At 65.3% G+C, this 18,938-nt stretch carries 23 protein-coding genes; 9 read left to right on the plus strand and 14 right to left on the minus strand.

The annotated features are described in order from the left end of the window. Window positions 1-6 precede the first annotated feature (6 nt). From K0M74_RS18510 to K0M74_RS18530, 5 genes are all read left to right on the plus strand, one after another. Window positions 7-537, plus strand: coding sequence for a copper chaperone PCu(A)C (locus K0M74_RS18510; RefSeq protein WP_293975809.1), 531 nt, complete (start codon window positions 7-9; stop codon window positions 535-537). Window positions 538-543: 6 nt separating this feature from the next. Next, on the plus strand, window positions 544-1,020 hold the full coding sequence (locus K0M74_RS18515) for a vgr related protein (protein ID WP_293975811.1): 477 nt from the start codon (window positions 544-546) through the stop codon (window positions 1,018-1,020). Continuing rightward, window positions 1,017-1,589, plus strand: a complete 573-nt coding sequence (locus K0M74_RS18520) for a hypothetical protein (protein WP_293975813.1) — start codon at window positions 1,017-1,019, stop codon at window positions 1,587-1,589. Before K0M74_RS18515 ends, K0M74_RS18520 begins: the two co-directional genes overlap by 4 nt. A 15-nt stretch (window positions 1,590-1,604) precedes the next feature. Further along, window positions 1,605-2,048, plus strand: coding sequence for a PH domain-containing protein (locus K0M74_RS18525; protein ID WP_293975815.1), 444 nt, complete (start codon window positions 1,605-1,607; stop codon window positions 2,046-2,048). 68 nt (window positions 2,049-2,116) lie between these two features. Continuing rightward, window positions 2,117-3,472 (plus strand): DNA recombination protein RmuC, encoded by a 1,356-nt coding sequence (locus K0M74_RS18530; protein ID WP_293975817.1) that lies wholly within the window; start codon window positions 2,117-2,119, stop codon window positions 3,470-3,472. A 124-nt stretch (window positions 3,473-3,596) separates the two neighbouring features. Here the strand turns inward: K0M74_RS18530 and K0M74_RS18535 are convergent, their stop codons facing one another. The 8 genes from K0M74_RS18535 to K0M74_RS18570 all read right to left on the minus strand — a co-directional run bounded on the left by K0M74_RS18535 (window position 3,597) and on the right by K0M74_RS18570 (window position 9,748). Continuing rightward, window positions 3,597-4,307, minus strand: a complete 711-nt coding sequence (locus K0M74_RS18535; protein WP_293975819.1) for an META domain-containing protein — start codon at window positions 4,305-4,307, stop codon at window positions 3,597-3,599. A 161-nt stretch (window positions 4,308-4,468) separates the two neighbouring features. Beyond that, window positions 4,469-5,281, minus strand: a complete 813-nt coding sequence (locus K0M74_RS18540; RefSeq protein ID WP_293975821.1) for an RNA methyltransferase — start codon at window positions 5,279-5,281, stop codon at window positions 4,469-4,471. Between the two features lie 4 nt (window positions 5,282-5,285). Further along, the gene (locus K0M74_RS18545) at window positions 5,286-5,564 is read right to left on the minus strand and encodes an HPr family phosphocarrier protein (RefSeq protein WP_293975823.1); all 279 of its coding nucleotides are present in this window, start codon (window positions 5,562-5,564) and stop codon (window positions 5,286-5,288) included. Then, complete coding sequence (locus K0M74_RS18550) at window positions 5,561-5,965, minus strand: PTS sugar transporter subunit IIA (RefSeq protein WP_293975848.1); 405 nt, start codon at window positions 5,963-5,965, stop codon at window positions 5,561-5,563. The genes K0M74_RS18545 and K0M74_RS18550 overlap by 4 nt, the downstream gene beginning before the upstream one ends. A gap of 38 nt (window positions 5,966-6,003) precedes the next feature. Then, a complete protein-coding gene (gene rapZ, locus K0M74_RS18555; RefSeq protein ID WP_293975825.1) occupies window positions 6,004-6,942 on the minus strand; it encodes an RNase adapter RapZ in 939 nt (312 codons plus the stop codon). Then, entirely contained in the window at window positions 6,939-7,385 is a 447-nt protein-coding gene (locus K0M74_RS18560; RefSeq protein ID WP_293975827.1) for a serine kinase, read from the minus strand. Before K0M74_RS18560 ends, rapZ begins: the two co-directional genes overlap by 4 nt. A 55-nt stretch (window positions 7,386-7,440) precedes the next feature. Then, window positions 7,441-9,015, minus strand: a complete 1,575-nt coding sequence (locus K0M74_RS18565; RefSeq protein ID WP_293975850.1) for a stimulus-sensing domain-containing protein — start codon at window positions 9,013-9,015, stop codon at window positions 7,441-7,443. A 22-nt stretch (window positions 9,016-9,037) separates the two neighbouring features. Next, window positions 9,038-9,748, minus strand: coding sequence for a response regulator transcription factor (locus tag K0M74_RS18570; protein ID WP_293975829.1), 711 nt, complete (start codon window positions 9,746-9,748; stop codon window positions 9,038-9,040). Between the two features lie 246 nt (window positions 9,749-9,994). On the opposite strand from K0M74_RS18570, the gene K0M74_RS18575 reads away from it, so the two are divergent. Both K0M74_RS18575 and K0M74_RS18580 read left to right on the plus strand, forming a co-directional pair. Further along, window positions 9,995-11,596 (plus strand): phosphoenolpyruvate carboxykinase, encoded by a 1,602-nt coding sequence (locus tag K0M74_RS18575; RefSeq protein WP_293975831.1) that lies wholly within the window; start codon window positions 9,995-9,997, stop codon window positions 11,594-11,596. Window positions 11,597-11,644: 48 nt separating this feature from the next. Further along, window positions 11,645-12,094, plus strand: coding sequence for a hypothetical protein (locus K0M74_RS18580; RefSeq protein ID WP_293975833.1), 450 nt, complete (start codon window positions 11,645-11,647; stop codon window positions 12,092-12,094). On the opposite strand, the gene K0M74_RS18585 is transcribed toward K0M74_RS18580, so the two are convergent. The 3 genes from K0M74_RS18585 to K0M74_RS18595 form a co-directional block, all read right to left on the minus strand. After that, window positions 12,091-13,026, minus strand: a complete 936-nt coding sequence (locus tag K0M74_RS18585) for a DUF2268 domain-containing putative Zn-dependent protease (protein WP_293975835.1) — start codon at window positions 13,024-13,026, stop codon at window positions 12,091-12,093. The two genes, K0M74_RS18580 and K0M74_RS18585, sit on opposite strands and share 4 nt — an antisense overlap. Continuing rightward, complete coding sequence (locus tag K0M74_RS18590) at window positions 13,026-14,909, minus strand: DUF885 family protein (protein ID WP_293975837.1); 1,884 nt, start codon at window positions 14,907-14,909, stop codon at window positions 13,026-13,028. Before K0M74_RS18590 ends, K0M74_RS18585 begins: the two co-directional genes overlap by 1 nt. A gap of 216 nt (window positions 14,910-15,125) precedes the next feature. Beyond that, window positions 15,126-15,524, minus strand: coding sequence for a DUF3597 domain-containing protein (locus K0M74_RS18595; RefSeq protein WP_293975839.1), 399 nt, complete (start codon window positions 15,522-15,524; stop codon window positions 15,126-15,128). A gap of 176 nt (window positions 15,525-15,700) precedes the next feature. Between K0M74_RS18595 and K0M74_RS18600 the strand changes: the two genes are divergently transcribed. Next, the gene (locus tag K0M74_RS18600) at window positions 15,701-16,336 is read left to right on the plus strand and encodes a DUF937 domain-containing protein (protein WP_293975841.1); all 636 of its coding nucleotides are present in this window, start codon (window positions 15,701-15,703) and stop codon (window positions 16,334-16,336) included. Window positions 16,337-16,388: 52 nt separating this feature from the next. Here K0M74_RS18600 and K0M74_RS18605 read toward each other — a convergent pair whose 3' ends face one another. The 3 genes from K0M74_RS18605 to rplU all read right to left on the minus strand — a co-directional run bounded on the left by K0M74_RS18605 (window position 16,389) and on the right by rplU (window position 18,080). Then, window positions 16,389-17,003 (minus strand): GNAT family N-acetyltransferase, encoded by a 615-nt coding sequence (locus K0M74_RS18605; RefSeq protein WP_293975843.1) that lies wholly within the window; start codon window positions 17,001-17,003, stop codon window positions 16,389-16,391. A gap of 237 nt (window positions 17,004-17,240) precedes the next feature. Beyond that, entirely contained in the window at window positions 17,241-17,510 is a 270-nt protein-coding gene (gene rpmA / locus K0M74_RS18610; protein ID WP_088442948.1) for a 50S ribosomal protein L27, read from the minus strand. A 48-nt stretch (window positions 17,511-17,558) separates the two neighbouring features. After that, window positions 17,559-18,080, minus strand: a complete 522-nt coding sequence (gene rplU / locus K0M74_RS18615) for a 50S ribosomal protein L21 (RefSeq protein ID WP_293975845.1) — start codon at window positions 18,078-18,080, stop codon at window positions 17,559-17,561. A gap of 229 nt (window positions 18,081-18,309) precedes the next feature. Here rplU and K0M74_RS18620 point away from each other — a divergent pair, with 229 nt between their 5' ends. Further along, entirely contained in the window at window positions 18,310-18,831 is a 522-nt protein-coding gene (locus K0M74_RS18620) for a hypothetical protein (RefSeq protein ID WP_293975847.1), read from the plus strand. Window positions 18,832-18,938: the final 107 nt, after the last annotated feature.

The following is an 18,938-nucleotide window of genomic DNA, read 5'->3' on the forward strand; positions in this document are numbered from 1 at the left end:
CCCGAAATGAAACCTTTTGCCATTGCCGCCCTCGCCGCTACCGCGCTCACTCTGACGGCGTGCGGGGAAAAGCTGGGCGCGGCCAAGCCGCTCAATGTCGTCAGCGGTCATATCGTGATGGGTGCCACCCCTGATCGCCCCGCGGTCGGCTATTTCCGGGTTCAGGGTGGGCCGCAGTCGGTCGAACTGGTCGCGGTGACCGCCGACCTCGCGCAGCGGGTCGAAATGCACGAAAGCGTGCGCGAAAACGGCATGATGACGATGAAGCCACTGGCGCGCGCCGCTGTCCCGGCGAAGGGCGAGCTGGTGTTCAAGCAGGGCGGCAAGCATCTGATGATCTGGGGCATCAACGGCGCTGCGGTACGTGCAGGCAAGCTGCCGATGGCGTTTGTGTTCACCAACAACAACAATGAACGCATCCTGTTCGACATGGTGATCAAGCCGGCCGAGGGCGCGGCGGGTGGCGAAGCGGCGATGGACCATGACGCAATGGGGCATGGCGAAGACAAGGCGGCGCCGGACGCAGCCCCGAAGTAAGCGCGGGTGCCGCGCACCTCGCGACCCCTGACCAGCGGCGAAATCGCGCTCGCCCGGAGCGTGTTCGGCGACGCGATTGCTTATGACCTCGTCCGCATCTGCCATCACAAATGGATATTCTTCCAGCCTCGCGGCGTTGTGATGGCGCCGATGGGCAGCCTGCATTTCAACCCGCATGGCGAGCTCTATTGCGACGATTTCAGCGCCGCGTCGCAGCGGCTGCAAGGGCTTTTCGTCCACGAAATGACGCATGTCTGGCAGGCGCAAACGCGTGGGCGCTGGTATCTGGTGCTGATGCGCCACCCGTTCGCGACTTATAGCTACAGCCTCAAGCCCGGCTGGTTGCTCGAACGATACGGGCTGGAACAGCAGGCGGAAATTGTCCGCCACTACTGGCTGCTGACACAGGGCATGGTCGTCGGCGGCGGTCCGGGGGTCGAGGCCTATCGCGCAATATTGCCCGAGGAATGGGGCACTTCATGAACGATTTTGAATTCGTCTTCGTGCTTTACAGCCTGCTGCTCGGCCTCTCGATGGTCGAGCTGCTCGGCGGATTGGGCCGGGCGCTCGAGGTGCGCTTTGCGGCGCAGGCGGAGCGCGAGACGTTTTCGATCGGCTGGCTGACTCCGCTGCTCGCGATCTTTGTGATGCTCGACCTTCTGTCCTTCTGGAGCGCGGCGTGGGTCGCGCGCGGCAGCATTGCGGTGTCGACCACGACTCTGATGGCGGTCGCCGCCTTTGCCAGCGTCTATTTCCTCGCGGCGCGCTTGGTCTTTCCCTCGCATCCCGGGGGGTTCGCCAATCTCGACGTCCATTATTTCCGCGTCCGACGGATCGTGCTGGGGTTGTTGCTGGTGCTGCTGGTGGCGCAGCTTGGCTATTATCTGTCGCTCCCCGATTTGGCGGCGAGCCTGGCGCGCCCGATCGCGTGGATCATGACGCTCGTTCTCGTGGCGCTGATGGCGGCCGCGATGGTCGTGAAGGATCGCCGCTGGAGTATCGCGATCCTGTCGCTGCTGGTCGCGCGCTATGTTGTGATCTATCTCATCTAAACGAAGGAGATGCCCATGCCAGAAGTCCTCGACCGCTTTCGTTCTTCGACCTGGGGCTGGCTGCGCGGAACGCTGCTCGGGTGGCTGACCTTGCTCCTGTGCCTCGTCGGCGTTGGCTTCCTCATCATTCTGATCCAGTGGATCCGCTTTCTCGACGTCACCTATGAATTGACCGAGGACCGGCTGATCCTGCGCAAGGGCATTTTCGTCAAAAGCATCGACGAAATCGAGCTGTACCGCGTCAAGGACGTGCGGATGGATTTCACCCTGATCAGCCAATGGGTGGGGATCGGCACCATCAGCATCGATTCGAGCGACGAGACGACGCGCGCGGGCGCGCTGGTGATGCCCTATATCGAGCGCGCCGCCCAGCGGCGCGAGGAAATGCGGCAGCTGGTCGATGCGGCGCGGCAAAAACGCCGGGTGCGCGAACTCGATGTTTCGAGCGATTTGCTCTGAGCCGACAATTAGCGGCGCGGGCAATTACGGGCTAGCCAGCGGGACGGCGTTCGTCCTATGTTCCGCTGATGGATGGAATGTCGCTTCTCGTCGCCCTTGTCGCCCTCGCCATCGGCAGTCTGATCGGCTGGCTGTTCGCCGGTCGGCAATCGGGCGCGCTCAAGGCCGAACGCGACGGGTTGTCCGAGCGGTTCAAAGTTGCGGTCACTGACCTGGCCGCCGAGGCCGAGGCACGCAAGACAGCCGACATCCAGCTCGCCTCGCTGCTCAGCGAACAGCGCGCGCGCGACGCCGCGCATGACGCCCAGATCGTGCAGCTGAAGGACGCACAGGCGGCGCTCACGACGCAGTTCCGCGAAGTCGGGCAGGTGATGCTCGACGGCGCGCAAAAGGCGTTCCTCGAACGTGCCGAGGCACGCTTCAAGGAAAGCGAAGCGACCGCCGGACAGAATCTGAAGGCGCTGCTGTCGCCCGTCCACGAGCGGCTGCAGAAATATGAGGAAGCGGTCGGCAAGGTCGAGGCCGAGCGGCGCGACGCTTTTGGCCTGCTCCACGGCCAGATCGCGGCGATGCGCGAAGGCACCGAACGTGTGTCGAGCGAGGCGGCGAAGCTGGTCAACGCGCTGCGCAACGCGCCCAAGGCGCGCGGGCGCTGGGGCGAGCAGCAGCTCAAGAACGTTCTCGAAAGCTGCGGCCTGTCCGAACATGCCGATTTCCAGACCGAGGTCAGCGTGACCGATGGCGACGGCGGCCGGCTGCGCCCCGATGTCGTCGTCAAGGTGCCGGGCGGGCAGAGCTTGGTGATTGACGCCAAAGTGTCGCTCAACGCCTATCAGGATGCGTTCGGCGCGGTCGAGGAGCGCGAGAAAGCGCTGCATCTCGTCGCCCACGCAGCGGCAATGAAGGCGCATGTCAACACGCTGGGCGCCAAGGCCTATTGGAACCAGTTCGACGACACCCCCGATTTTGTCGTGATGTTTGTGCCGGGCGAACATTTCCTCGCCGCGGCGCTCGATCAGGATCCGACGCTGTGGGACTATGCGTTCGAGCGCAAGGTGCTGCTCGCGACCCCGACCAACCTCATCGCAATCGCGCGCACCGTCGCGGCAGTGTGGCGGCAGGAAAAGCTCGCCAATCAGGCGCGCGAGATCGCCGCGCTCGGCAAGGAGTTGTACGCGCGCATGTCGGTGATGGGGTCGCACATCGCCAAAGTCGGGCGCAATCTCGACCAGGCGACCGGCGCTTACAACGCCTTTGTCGGCAGCTTCGAATCGCAGGTGCTGACGCAGGCGAAGCGATTCGAGGCGCTCGATATCGAGACGGGCGACAAGGAGATTGCCGTGCTGCCGGTCGTCGAACAGGCGGCGCGCCCGCTCGCGAAGCTGGCGGCGGCGCCGGCGGCGGTCAACGACGCGGGGGAATAGCGCCGCGGGTCATTCCAAAATCCGTTCGCCCTGAGCTTGTCGAAGGGCAGTTCTGGTCATTGAGCGCGGAGGAGGAAGGACGGTGCTTCGACAAGCTCAGCACGAACGGAATATGGCATGACAGTTAGATCGCCCGCTTCAGTACAGCTGTCCGCCCGCCGCTCCCGGTCAAAATCAGCGTTCCGTCGTCGGCGAAGGTCAGGCTGACCGGCGCCGCCATCAATTGGAAAAATGCCGCTTCCTGTGTCATGCCCGCTCCCGGGCACGCCATTTCGGTCGCCATCAGCGGCCCTGCGGTGAGATTGCCGTCCGCCGCCGAATAGCCGCCCGAGAAGCGGTTGCAACCCGCGCTACCGCTCAGCCGCGCGCCGTCAAACTGGAGCGAAGTCGGCCGATCCTTCGCCACCCCGACTCCGCCGATCGACACAAAGATCCAGCTCGTTCCGGCGAGCGTGTCGGGCGGCAGGATCTTGCCGCCGCAGCCTTGCAGCGTCTTGCCGTCGGCAACGACGCGCACCGTATCGGCAAAGCGGCGATCGCTCATCCCGTCGCTGCACGGCGCGGTCTTGATCACCACCGATAGCCGGTCGGTAACATAGGTGCGGCCGTTCAGCGACGGTTTGGCGCCGGGGTTCGGCACCATGATCTTGGTCGCGCCATAGTCGCCGTCATAGTTGAGCCGCGCCGGGGTGATCTCGAGCGTCCAGCCCGGCTCGGTGCCGAGCGCCAGATAGGCGGCGGCAGGAGCTCCGCCGGGGCTCTGCGGCGGCGATTGAGTCGCGGGCGCGCAGGCGGCGAGCGCGGGAAGGGTGAGCAGGGGTAACATGCGGATCATTACAGGCTCCTTTACTCCGTTCGTGTCGAGCGAGTTCGAGACACCCGTCGGCATCGTATAAGGCCGAAAGGCATCTCGACTTCGCTCGATGCGAACAGGAAGAGAGGGTGTGGTAATAGCATGATGTTGGCGGGCGGCTGAACAGAAATGCCGTCCACGGTTCAGCGTCGTCGCTGGTTCAGCACCTCATACGCCATCACCGCGGTCGCGACCGCAGCGTTCAGGCTATCGGCCTTGCCCAGCATGGGCATCTTCACGCGCGCGTCGGCGGCGTCAGCATAGGCGGGCGGCATTCCTTGCGATTCATTGCCGGTGAGGATGAAGGTCGGCGCCGTATAGCGCACCGCCTGATAATCCTGCGTGTCATCGCCGAGCCAAGTCGCGACGAGTTGCCCTGGCCCCTGCCGCAGCCAGGTCAGGAACTCGTCCCAGCGTGCCTGCACCAGCGCTTGCGTAAAGATTGCCCCCATGCTCGCGCGCACCGCTTCGACCGCATAGGGATCGGTGCTCTCGTCGAGCAGGATCAGCCCGCCCGCGCCGACCGCATCGCCGGTGCGCAGCATCGTACCGAGATTGCCGGGGTCGCGCAGGCGCTCGGCAACGAGCCAAATCGACGCGGTGCTGCGGTCGAGATCGGCGAGGGTGGTTTTGGGTTCGGCGTAGATGCCGACAACGGTCTGGGCATTGTCCTTGCCCGACAATTTGGAGAGGATCGCGGGCGTCGTGTCGATCACTTCGCCGCCCGCGGACAGCGTGTCGGCGACCAGCGCCGCGGCGAGCGGGTGCGCGTCGCCCTCTGGCCCGAGGAACAGCCACAACGGCAGAACCCCCGCCGCGCGCGCCTCGGTCGCGATGCGCAGACCTTCGGCCAGGAACAGTCCCTCGGCGCGGCGATGGCGTTTCTCGCGCAACAACCGCATCCGCTTGATCAGCGGGTTGGAGAGACTTTCGATTTGGGAGCGGCGACCGGTCATCCGGTCAATCCTCGCCGAAGCTGTCCTTGACCAGCCCGACCAGCTTGAGCAGCGCGGCATCGGCGCCGTCGCCGCTGGTGTGGATCGTGATCGTATCGCCTTTCGCGGCGCCCAGCATCATCAGGCCCATGATCGATGTGCCGTTGACGCGCGATCCGCTCTTTTCGACCTCGACCGACACCGTTTCGGGCAGGCGGCTGACAAAGGTGACGAATTTGGCGCTGGCGCGCGCATGCAGCCCGCGCTGGTTGGTAATCTCGACGGTCTCCGAAACCGTGGTCACGAACCAACCCCCAGCATTTCGGAGGCGACCGAAATATATTTCTGCCCGGCTTCCTTCGCCGCGATCACTGCGGCGCGCAGCTCCATCGACTTGCGCGCGCTTTCCAGCCGGATCAGCATCGGCAGATTGACCCCGGCGATCACTTCGGTTCGCCCCGATTCGAGCAGGCTAATGGCCAGGTTCGACGGGGTGCCGCCGAATAGGTCGGTCAGCATGACGACGCCGCGGCCTTCGTCGACCTGGCGAATCGCGTCGGCAATTTCCTTGCGGCGCATTTCCATATTGTCGTTTGGGCCGATGCAGACGGTCGCTATCGCGCGCTGCGGCCCGACGACATGCTCCATCGCGCGCACCATCTCCTCGGCCAGACGGCCGTGGGTGACAAGGACCATTCCCAGCAACGGCAAGGCTTTATCGGTGGGCATGAACTGCGAGACCCTTATGTTTTTCCAGTCGCTGCGGAAGGCGCAGGCGGGGGCTTGCCCTCAAGCCCATCTTGCGGGGCAGAGTCAAGGTTGCGGTGGGTCAGCACTGGCTCATATCCGGACGCGCGCAGCTTTTGGGCCACACGCGCGGCGACATGGACCGAGCGGTGGCGGCCGCCGGTGCAACCGAACGCTATCGTCACATAGCTTTTGCCCTCGACGCGGTAGCGCGGCAGCAAAGTCAGGATCAGCTTTTCGATCTGCGCGACGCTGTTTTCATAGGCCGGATCGGCCATCACATAGGCGGCGACGTCGGCATCGAGCCCGGTGCCGGGTTTCAATTTCGCGTCCCAATGCGGGTTGCGCAGATAACGCATGTCGAACACCAGGTCGGCGTTGCGCGGCAGTCCGCGCGCGAAACCAAAGCTCAGGATGTTGAGCACCGGCTCATCATGATTGCTGCCGCCAAAGCGCTGGCGGACTTCTTGTTGCAAGTCGTTGCTGCTGTAGTTGGTCGTGTCGATGACATGCTCGGCCCAGCGGCGCAGCGGCTCCATCATCTCGCGCTCGCGCGCGATGCCGTCGGCGGCGGGGCGATCCTCAGCCATCGGGTGGCGGCGGCGCGTTTCGGAAAAGCGGCGTTCGAGCTCTGCCCCCGCGCAGTCGAGGAACAGCGTCTGGACGTCGCGCCCGCCGATCTCGCGCAGCGCCTTGATCCGCTGCACCAGCAATGCGGGACGAAACCCCCGGCTCCGACTGTCGATCCCGACAGCCAGCGGACGCCCAGCCTCGCTGCGCTTCACCGGCGCGTCGATCAGCGTTTCGAGCAGCGCGAGCGGCAGATTGTCGACGACTTCCCAGCCCAAATCTTCAAGCACCTTGAGCACGGTCGATTTGCCCGCACCCGACAGGCCGGTGACCAAGAGCAGCCGCGGATCGGCGGCGTCCTTCATGCCCCGTTCGCCAGCCGGTCGAGCGCCAGCATGACCTTAATTGGCGCCGAACCCTCGAACGCCGACAGCGTGAGCGACGGCAGCTCGTACCCGGCAATCCTTTCGACCGCGCGTTCGGGGGGCATGCGTTCATACCGATCGGCAAGGCGCACCGCGATTGCCAACGGCACCGGCGCGACCCATGCCTTCTCGACGATCCCCAGACCGCGCACTTCCAGCTTGCCCGCCAGCTCGGCGGGCGGGCGGCACCACAAGCGGTCGCGTTCGAACCAGATGTCGCAGCGATCGTCGGCGACCAGCCGCGCACCGCGATCGATCAGCCGCAGCGCCAGGTCGGACTTGCCTTGCCCCGACACGCCGAGCAACAAAATGCCGCGGCTGCCCGCGGCGACGCAGCTCGCGTGGATGTTGACGATATCGGGTCTGGTCCGGCTGGGCAGCATCGGCGCAGGCTTACCGGCGACGGGGCGGTGCTGCAAGGCGATAGGCTGTGCGGCCTCAACTGTCGGTCGCACCATTCTCGTGTGCGGGCAGCGTGATCAGCAGGCTCGCACCGGATCGGCCGTCGTCGCGGTCCTTGGCGCTGATCGTGCCGTTATGGCCCTCGATGATTGTGCGGGCGATTGCGAGACCCAGTCCGCTGTGGCGACCAAAGGCCTCGCCCGGGGGACGTTCGCTGTGAAAGCGGCGGAAAATCGCCTCGCGCTGCGCAGGTTCGATCCCCGGGCCGTCGTCGTCGACCCGAACATGCACCTCGTCGCCCAGCCGCGTTGCGGCGATACAGACCAGCCCCGCCGCCGGCGAAAAGCTGATCGCATTGTCGATGACATTGTCGATGGCGCGTTCCAGCCGGTGACCGTCGCCCATCACCAATGTCGTCCCTTTGCGCGGACGGGCAAAGGCGAGGCGCGGGTGCGGCATGTCCGCGTCGATGCGCGCTTGGCGTGCGGCGAGCATCGATTCGATCATCATCCCGACGTCGATCGGTTCGAACAGGGTGCGCGACAATTGGGCATCGACGCGGCTCGCCTCGCTGATGTCGTTGACCAGCCGGTCGAGCCGCCGCACATCTTCGTCGGCGATCGCCAGCAATTGTGCGCGCTGTTCGTGATTGCCTACGCGGCCCAATCCCTCGATCGCCGAACGCACCGACGCGATCGGATTCTTGAGCTCGTGCGTCACGTCGGCGGCGAAATGTTCGCCTGCGTCGATTCGCTGCCGCAATGCCTGCGTCATGTCCGACAGCGCGCGCGCCAGCGTGCCGATCTCGTCGCGGCGGCTTGGCAGGCGCGGAACAACAACCTCGCGTGCCCGGCCCAGACGCACGCGCACCGCAGCGCGGGCCAGACGACGCAGGGGCCGGACGATCGTGCGGGCGAGGAACAGCGACAGCAGAATCGAGGTGATGAGGACCATCGCGACGACCACGGCCAGGCGGAATCGTTCGGCGCGCACGGTACGCGTGATGTCGCGGGCGTTGAGCGTCATCAACATGACCTGCTGGGTGTCGAGATCGAGCAAGGCCGCGGCGCTCAGCAGCGGGGTCCGTTCGGGTGCGTAGCGGAAGCGCGCCGCCACCTCGCCGCGTTGTTGCGCCTCGATGACTTCAGGCCATGCCGCAGCACGGTCGACCGCGGGTTCGCGAAAGTCGGGATAGGACGGCGCGCCGACGATCCAGTCGATGCCGCGGTCCATCGCGCGCGCAGCGTCGCGCTGCCACGCCTGCAAATTGGGATCGCGGAGCGTATAGGTCGCGGGGCCGGTCGCAAAGCTGTCCGAAAGCAGCCGACCGTCGGCAGCATAGAAACGCAGGCGCGATTCGGTCGCCGCCGTGAATTCGGCGATCAGCCGGTCGCGCTGGTCGGGGCGTGCGGCCTCGAGCGCGCTGTCGAGGAGCGCGAGCTGGTCCGTCATCACTTCGATGCGCGTATCGACGAGGCGGCTGCGATAGGTGTCGAGATAATAAAAGCCGCCCGCGAGCAGCGCGACGGCGAGGATATTGACCGCCAGGATGCGCGTCGTAAGCGACCAGCGCGCCGACCAGACGAGCGGTGATTCCTCCTGCTCGGCGATGCTTGCGTCGGGTTTGAGGGTGTCAGCTGTCGTCGGCAAAACGATACCCGGCACCATAGAGGGTGGCGATCGCGTCGAATTCGGGATCGACCTCGCGGAACTTGCGGCGCAGGCGTTTGATGTGGCTGTCGATCGTGCGGTCGTCGATATAGACGTCGTCCTGATAGGCGGCATCCATCAACTGGTTGCGGCTGCGGACGATGCCGGGGCGCGCGGCGAGCGTTTCGAGGATCAGGAATTCGGTGACGGTCAAGGTCACATCCTTGCCGTCCCAAGCGACCTTGTGCCGCGCTGGGTCCATGCTGAGCCGCCCGCGGGTGATCGGCTCAGCCACCGGTTCGTCGTCAGCTGGGGGCGCGTTCTGGTTCAGCTCGACGCGGCGCAGGATCGCCCGGATGCGCGCGATTACTAAGCGCTGGGAAAATGGTTTGGCGATATAGTCGTCGGCGCCCATCGCCAGCCCCAGCGCCTCGTCGATCTCGTCGTCCTTGCTGGTCAGGAAGATAACGGGAAGCTGGCTTTTTTCGCGCAGGCGGCGGAGCAGTTCGAGCCCGTCCATGCGCGGCATCTTGATGTCGAACACGGCAAGGTCGGGGGGATTGTCGATCAGCGGCTTCAGCGCCGCCTCGCCATCCGAATAGACGCGCGTTACAAACCCCTCGGCCTGGAGCGCGATGGAGAGCGATTGCAGGATGTTGCGGTCGTCGTCGACCAGCGCGATTGTTGCCGTCATGCTCTTTCCGTTGGGCGGGGCCGGGAGCAGAGCTAGCCTATCCCGCCGCGACCGACAACCGTCACAGAACGGCACGGGCGCACGCGGGAATCTTTTGACCTCGTCCGGCATCCTCGCTAACGCGACGCATAATTTACGGAATCGGCGTCACGTCGGCACCCATGGTAATGCGGGCCTGCCCTTATGCGCGGTCTCCTCTGCATACCTATGCAATCGGTGCCGACGGACATGGGAAAGGCTTGAACGATGACACAGGTGGCGATCGGCAATCAGACTGTCGAAACGCAGGCGGAGGTCGCCGAAAACTGGGGCACCTCGGCGCTGATCGAGGATGCCATTCGGCACGGCGAAGGCCTGCTCGCCAAGGATGGCCCGCTGGTCGTCGAAACTGGCAAGCACACCGGCCGGTCGGCGAAAGATAAGTTCATCGTCCAGGACGACGAGACGGCGGGCACCATCTGGTGGGGCAAGACCAACGTCCCGATGACCCCCGATCATTTCGCCGCGCTCAAGGCCGATTTCTTCGCGCACATGGCAGCGCGCCCGCGGCTGTTCCGCCAGCAGCTGTTCGGCGGTTCGCAGCCCGAGCACCGCGTCGCGGTGCAGGTCGTCACCGAATTCGCCTGGCACAGCCAGTTCATCCGCACCTTGCTCGTCCGCCCGAGCGCCGCGGAGCTGGCGGCGTTCGCGGCCGAATATACGATCATCGACCTGCCGAGCTTCCGCGCCGATCCGGCGAAGCACGGCACGCGCACCGAAACCGTGGTTGCGGTGAACTTCACCGAAAAGCTCGTGTTGATCGGCGGCACCGCTTATGCTGGCGAAATGAAGAAGTCGGTGTTCGGCATCCTCAACTATCTGCTCCCTGTAAAAGGCGTGATGCCGATGCATTGCTCTGCGAACATGGGTCCGAACGGTGACACCGCGGTATTCTTCGGCTTGTCGGGTACCGGCAAGACGACGCTGTCGGCCGATGCGTCGCGCACGCTGATCGGTGATGACGAGCATGGCTGGTCGGACACCGCGGTCTTCAACTTCGAGGGCGGCTGCTATGCCAAGATGATCCGCCTGTCGCCCGAGGCCGAGCCCGAGATTTTCGCGACGACGAAGCGTTTCGGCACCGTGCTCGAAAATGTCGTGATCGACCCGGTCACGCGCGAACTCGATTTCGACGATGCCAGCCTCGCCGAGAATAGCCGCGGTTCGTACCCGATCGACTTCATTCCGAACACGTCGGAACAGAATATGGGTCCGGTGCCGCAGAATATCATAATGCTGACCGCCGATGCTTACGGCGTGCTACCCCCGATCGCGAAGTTGACTCCCGATCAGGCGATGTATCACTTTCTGTCGGGCTACACTGCGCGCGTGGCCGGGACCGAAATCGGCGTGACCGAACCCGAGGCGACCTTCTCGACCTGCTTCGGTGCGCCGTTCATGCCGCGTCACCCGTCGGTGTACGGGAATCTGCTGAAGGAACGCATCGCCAAGGGCGGCGTCCAGTGCTGGCTGGTCAACACCGGCTGGACCGGCGGCATGGCGACGATGGACGGCATCAAGCGGATGCCAATCAAGGCGACCCGTGCGCTGCTTAACGCCGCGATCGACGGCAGCCTCAACGACGCTGAATTCCGCAAGGATCCGAACTTCGGCTTCATGGTTCCGGTCGCGGTGCCGGGGGTCGACAGCGCGCTGCTCGACCCGCGTGAGGCGTGGGCCGACAAGGCCGCCTATGACCGCACCGCGCAGGTGCTGGTGGGCCAATTCATCGACAATTTCGCGCAATTTGCGGACCATGTCGACGAAGGCGTCCGCCAGGCGGCGCCGCAGGCTGCGGTCGCCGCGTAACTTGCCCGGACCTATTCCGGGTGGCAATTCACCCGGAAGGACTGGACAATGACCACCGACTATTCACCGCGCCTGTTCGAGCGCGACAACGATATTCGCACGATCGGCGAAGGCCTGCTCGCCTGCACCCTGCCGCGCGCGGATTGGACGCATGAGGCGCATTTGGGCGCGTGCCTTTGGCTGCTCAGCGAGCGGCTCGACATCGATGTCGATGCCCAGATCGGCACCATCATCCGCCGCTTCAACGAGAGCGTCGGCGGGGTCAACGACGACACGCAGGGTTATCATGACAGCATCACGCGCGCTTACGTCGCGGGGGTGCGATTGTTCCTGTCGGAGACGGAGGAGACCGAACTGGCGGCGCGCGTCAACGCGATGTTGCGGTCCGATGTCGGAAGGCGGGACTGGCCGCTGCGCTTCTACAGCCGCGATCTGCTGTTTTCGGTCACGGCGCGGCGGCGGTTCGTTGACCCCGACCTCGCGCCGCTCCCCGCCTAAAGCTTCATTCCCGGTGTCCAGCCGCGTTGCGCGAGGAAAGCGGCTGGATCGCGCATTTCGATGATCGCCTTGAGCGCCGCGGCCTTGTCGGGCGCGCGGCTGTAATAGCTTTTGACGATCCGGTAGCCGACCCAGTAGCCCAGGTCTCCCGGCCAATCCGGGGTGCCGAGCTGGTTGTAAACCCAGCGCGAATCATTCGCCTTGCTGTCCTTTTCCGCCGAAAAATCGCGTTCGACCGCTGCCTCGCGCCCCGTCGTCCAGCGGTGCAGATGGGTGTAAGCGACCGAACCGCCGATCTGTTCGGCAACAAATTCGGCGGCACCCTCGATGAGCGAGGCGTGAAGCACGCTGTCGCTATCGCTTTCGACCTGCGCGAGCGGTTGCTGGGCATGGATATATTCGTGCGCGATGACATGGACGAACCGATCTTCGTCATCGGCTTCGAAAAATTTCGCCGCGCATAGCGCTTCGAGCGAGACGTACAACCCCTTGCCATCGGCCGCCGCGACAGGCGTGCCGCGGCTCATTGCGATGGTGATCGGCGGAAAAATCGCCGGCGGATAGAGTTCCGCCAGCCGATCGGTCGCGGCGGTCAGTCGGCCCCGGACATTGTCGAGCGTGTTGGCGCAACCCCGCGCGTCGCGATAAAGATCGGGCTTCTCGCGCAGGGCCTTTGCCACGCGTTCGGGCGTGATCCGGCGCATCGCCATGAACTCGACCAGCCCCGGCGACGCATCGGCGAGATAGCGCGTCGCCAGCACATCGGGCTGCGCGGCGATCGCCGGGTCGTCGTACAAGGCGTAGAAGCGATCGACGTCCGACGTCACGATCGCGACGCGTGCGCTTGCCGGGGCCGGGGCGTCGGCGGCATGGCCGGCGCTGCTCGCTAGCAGCGCCGCACCTAATGTCGACCAAGCGATTCGCCGCCGCATCAGCCCTTATTCTCCGCCACATAGGTGGCAACATTCTGCGCCAGCACGTCGAGCGGCACATTGCCGCCCTCGACGACGACATTGTTGAAATCGCGCAGGTCATATTTCGTCCCCAGCGCCGCCTGCGCCAGCCCGCGCTGGCGGACGATCTCGCTGTGACCGACCTTGTATCCACATGCTTGCCCGGCCCAGCTGCAATAACGATCGACCTCGCTCGCGACCTCGAGCGGGTTCGAGCCGTTTTCCTTGACGAAAAACTCGACTCCCTGCTCGCGCGTCCAGCGTTTCGCATGCAGGCCGGTGTCGACGACAAGGCGGCAGGCGCGGAAGGCGAGCGACTGGAGATAACCAAGCCGCCCGACCTCGAAATCATCGAAGAGGCCGAGCTCGTCGGCAAGCTGCTCGGCATAAAGCGCCCACCCTTCGCTATAGGCATTGAACGCCAGCATCGTACGGATCAGCGGCATCTGATTGGCATATTCGCCCTGCCACACATGCCCCGGGATCGCCTCGTGAAAGGTCAGGTCGGGCAGCGAATATTTGCTGTGCAGGTCGGTGGTGTGCAGGTTTATCCAGAATTTTCCGGGAATGCTGCCGTCGATCGACCCGGCGCCGCCATAGGCCGCAGGCGCGCCCGGTTCCTCGGCCAGCGGCAGTCGTTTCACCTCGACATTGCCGCGGACTAGAGTGCGAAAGGCGCGCGGCATTTCGGCGCGGATTTTGCCGAGCCAAGTCTGGATATAGGCCATGATCTCCGCGCGGCCCGCGTCATTGTTCGGAAACTGGAAGCGCGGATCCTTGGCTAGCGCGTTCATCCGGTCGCCGACCGATCCCTGCCTATAGCCAAGCCGCTTCAGGATCGGGTCCATCTGACCCTGCAACTCGGCCAGTTCCGCGCGCCCCATGCGGTGGATTTCGTCGGGGGTCATCCGCGTCGTGGTGCTGGCGCGCAGGCCCCACGCATACCATTCGTCGCCGCCGGGCCGCGCCCACATCCCTGCGTCCATCGTGGCGCGGGGGCGCTGTGCCTTCAGTTCTGCGATCTGGCGTGCGAGCGCCGCGCTGACCGGACCGCGGGCAATGGCGCGCGCACCGGCGCCCCAGTCGCCCGCCAGCCCCGCGTCGCGCGCTTTCGTCGCCAGCGCGTCGGCCAGACTGCCGCCGCCGCGCGCGTCGGCCAGCGTTGCCTCGATCTGCGGCAGCGCCTTGTCGATCAGGAAGGCGGGGGCGATCATTCCCTGTGCGCCCGCCGCCTTGAGCCGCTCGGTTTCGCCATCGAGGACGCCGGCAAAAGCCCCAAGTCGCGCCAGATAGGCCTCAGCATCGGCGCTCGTTTTCACGGGCTGGTCGCTGGTCAACAGGCGGGGCACGTCGAGATAGGCGCCGACATTCTGGATCACGACATAGGGCGTGTTGCGCCAGCCGCCGACCGCGACATCGCCATAGGGCAGGGCGAAGCCGTCGAGCGCGACGCCATAGGCACTCTCGACCACCGCCAGGCTGGTGCGCGTCTTGTGATCGATGCGGTCAGCGCCGCCCGCTTCCGTAAAGGCGCGGACGTGTGCGACGTCGGCCTTCAGCGTGTTTGCGACGGCTTGTTGTCCGGCGGCCGAGCGGTCGGACAGCTTGCCGCGCTGGGCGGCGCGTGCGCCGGTATCGATGCCGAGCGAGGTCGCGCCCTCGGGCGACAGCGCGAGTAGATTGTCGGCAATCGACGCTAACAGCGCCTCGGCAGCGGCCTGCGGCGTAGCAGTGGCTGACGGCAGGGCTGCGATCCCTGCTGGTCCGCGGCTGCAGGCGGTCAGCGCAAGGCTCGCCGCGCCGGTACCGAGCGTGGCTATCGTTTGGCGGCGAGTGAACGGGGTGGACAGGATCTGATGCACGCGGCGGCTCCCTTGCGACTTTATTTCTTCTGAAACCTGTCTAAGCGGCGCGGCGTGACGGTCAATGGGAACCATATCCTCCCTGCGGCGGAGCCGTGAAGAGGGGGACCATCCGAAGGATAGTGGCGGGGCAGCGACGTCGCTTCATGGGCCCTCCGTCAGCGGCTGCGCCCCTGCCACCTCCCCATCGCTGCGCGACAGGGAGGATCGACGGTGTCAGTCGGTGAGGTCGGCGGGTACCTTGCCGCCGTTTGCGGCGAGCTCGCGCATCACCGCCTTGTGCAGCCAGATGTTCATCTCGGCGCTGCCGTCCAGTTCGCCGGTGTAACCGAGTTCGGTCGCGAGTTCCTTGCGGTTAGCAAGGCTCGAATCGATGCCGAGCAGCTTCATCAGGTCGACGATCGAGGTGCGCCAGTTGAGGTCTTTGCCTGCCGCTTCGGCGGTCAGGATCGCGTCGACATCGACTTCGGCGGGCGGAGCCGCAGCGGCGGCCGCCATGGCGCTGGTCGCGGCGTCGAGTGCGCTGCCGACGGGATTCGGCGCCGGTGCGGCGGGCTCTGACGCGACCGCCTTCTTGCCGAAAATCGCGTCTTTGATGCTGCTGAAAATGCCCATGATTTCACTCCCACTATGGCGCGGCCCAACCCGGAAAGGGTGAGTCGGTTGGTCGCAGGCTAGGACTATGCATCTGAAAATGACAGCCAAATGAACGACTCGTCGTCCGCGCCCGCACTGTTATAGTCACGCGGGTGGGCGTGGTCCGATCAGCGCCGGAGTGGGAGATTAGCGACATGAACCTGACCGACATTTTGGCGCAGGCCGGCGGCATCGAATCGATGGCAAAAGACCTGGGCATTCCACCCGCCATGGCCAAGCAGGGCGCCGAGGCGCTGCTGCCCGCGATCCTGGGCGGGTTCAAAAAACAGGCGCAATCGGGCGGGATCGAAGGGCTGGGCGGGCTGCTCGGCCAGCTTGGCGGTGGCGGTCTGCTCGATTCGGTGCTGGGATCGCAGCCGACCCCGGTGGCACCCGGTAACGAGGTGCTCGGCCAGATTTTCGGATCGAAGGACGTCAGCCGCACCGTCGCCGGACAGGCGGCGACCCAGACCGGGCTCGATTCGGGGTTGCTCAAAAAAATGCTGCCGATCCTCGCGATGATGGTCGCGGGCTATATGGCCAAGCAGAGCGGCCAGGCGCAGGGCGGCGGCGGTCTGGGTGACCTGATCGGCGGCGCGCTCGGTGGTTCGGGCGGCAGAGGCGGCCTCGGCGGCATGCTCGGTAATGTGCTGGGCGGCGCAATGGGCGGCGGCGCAGCACCGGCTGCGGCCGGCGGCGGGCTGGGCGGCCTTGCCAACATGCTCGACCTTAACGGCGACGGCAATCCGCTCGACGACATCATGGGCATGGCGAGCAAGCTGGGACGCTGAAGCGCTCAGCTCAGCAGCCCCTCGGTATCCGAGGGGCTGCGGCTGCGCCCGTTCACGCCGCCTGCAATCGCCAGTCGTCGCGCATTTCGGCGGGCCATCGCGGTTTGCCTAGCATGGCGACCGGGTCGTTGGCGTCATCCTTGTCATTGCCCGGCGCAGCGATGGCGCGCGCATATTCGATCGTCGGGGCAGGCGTGCCGCGCCCCCGGCTGGCGCGAACGATTTCGCGTCCGGTCGGCCGAAAGCCGAGCTTGCGGAGCACCGATCCCGAGGCCGGGTTGTCGACGAAATGCGACGCCATCAGATTGCGGATGCCCATGGTACGCGCCAGGTCGATCATGTGCCGACCGGCCTCGGTCGCATAGCCGAGCCCCCAGAACGGCCGCGCGACCCAATAGCCGAGCTCGACCGAGCCATCCTCCATATGGTCCATGCCAATGCAGCCGATGATGCGTGGGCTGCTGGCGGTGCGCTGGACCATCAGAAAGCGGCTGGGGTTGGCGCTCGACCACCCCGCCAGGAATGTCCGGGCATCGTCCTCGCTATAGGGCCAGGGCGCGCTCGCGAGGTTGCGGACGATCATCTCGTCGCCGATCGCACGGGCCAGCGCCGGGGCATCTTCCTGCCAGCCGGGCCGCAGTAACAATCTTTCGGTACGCGCAAACATCTTATCACTCCCAATTGTCGTCGCCATGGCGCCCGATGGTGACGCTTTGACGACATTCGATATGGAGGGAGATGGATGGCCCGATTTTCACGCCTGCCCGCCAAGTCGCGGACAATAGGCAAGAAAAAAGGGAGTCCGGGGGTGACCCGTCTCCCTCTTTTCGAACTTTGTTTCCGCCTCAAGCGGAAAGGACCGTTCCGGGTCATCCCTTGGTGGGCGACCCGTGCAGATCGCTCTTTATTCGGCTGCTTCCGCCATGACGTCGACCGACACAAATTTGCGGCCAAGCTTGCCGTCGTGGAATCGCACATGGCCTTCGGCGGTTGCGAACAGCGTGTGGTCCTTGCCCATGCCGACGTTGGCGCCCGGGTACACCTTGGTACCGCGCTGGCGCACGATAATGTTGCCGCCGATCACTTCCTGACCGCCGAACTTCTTCACGCCAAGGCGGCGGCCGGCTGAGTCGCGACCGTTGCGCGATGAACCGCCTGCTTTCTTATGTGCCATGACTGATGCTCCTTAATTCGTTTCAGGGGCCGAGCCGCGTTGCCGCGCTCAGGCGTCCTTCTTGGGGGCTGCCTTCTTGGCAGCGGGCTTCTTGGCGGGGGCGGCCTTCTCGGCAGCTTCGGCCTTGGGCGCAGCAACCTTCTTCGGCGCGGCTTCCTTGGCGGGTGCGGCCTTGGCCGGTGCTTCCTTGGCGGGCGCAGCAGCCTTGGCTTCGGTCGCCGGAGCGGCTTCGGCCTTCGGTGCAGCTTCCTTCTTCGGCGCCGCCTTCTTGGCTTCGCCGACGGCCAGAATGCGCAGCAGCGTCAGCGACTGGCGATGACCATTGCGACGGCGATAATTGTGCCGACGGCGCTTCTTGAACACGATGACCTTTTCGCCGCGCGTCTGCGCGATGATTTCGGCCGAAACGACGAGGCCATCGGCGCTCTTCACTTCGCCGCCGTCACCGGCCAGCAGGATGTCGCCAAGCGACACGGTGTCGCCAGCTTCGCCGTCGATCTTTTCAACGGCGATCTTGTCTCCGGCGGCGACGCGATACTGCTTGCCGCCCGTGCGCACGATTGCGAACATGGTCTTCCATCCAATCAAAAAACTAAATCACCCGCGCACCAGTCACCCACCAAGGCAGGCGATTTTTCCGGCATGCGGGAAAGTCAGCGCCACTAGCGAGCCAGCGCTTCGCTGTCAACCGCCAAATCCCGTGCTTTTCGAGCGAAAAGCGGGTCAGAAGCCGAATGACACGGCGCACCGCCGATTCGGTACTTGCTGCCTTGCGCCAGCACCCATATCAGAGGCGGCGATGAAGCGCACCCTTCTTACTCTGTCATTGGCCGTTGCCGCCTCCTTGTCGCTGTCGGCCTGCGCCGCGGCGCAGAGTACGGGCGCGCCGTCGCTGGCCAAACGGCCGGTCGAGGGGCGATTCGACGTGGCGCCGCCCGCGGTGGTTGTTGCCCCGCCGGGGCCGCTCCCTGCCGACCTTGGCGGACGCCTCGCGCGCTGGGAAGCGGACGCTGCGGGTGCGCAGCAGGCTTTTGCCGCCGAGCGCAACGCGACCGCGTTGCTTGTGTCTGCTGCCGCAGGCGCCCCGGTCGCCAGCGAGCGCTGGGTCGTTGGGCAGCAGGCGATCTCGCGCCTCACCGCCACCCGGGCGCCGCTCACCGCCGCGCTCGCCGACATCGACCGGCTCTATCTTGAACGCAGCGTCGAGGATGCGATCGATGGCCTGCCCGAAATCTACGCGCTGCGCGACCGGCTCGCGGATATGGTGTCGACGCAGGATGCGGTGCTGGAGGCGCTGAACGGTCAGCTGCCGGGGAAGTAGATAATAATCCTCCCTGACGCGAAGCGACGGGGAGGGGGACCGTTCGCGCAGCGAATGGTAGAGGGCCCGCGACAGTCGTGTGTAAGCCCTCCTTCAGCCCGGGGGGC

Origin of the sequence: Sphingopyxis sp., from assembly GCF_019459305.1 — a bacterium.
Classification (GTDB): Bacteria; Pseudomonadota; Alphaproteobacteria; order Sphingomonadales; family Sphingomonadaceae; genus Sphingopyxis.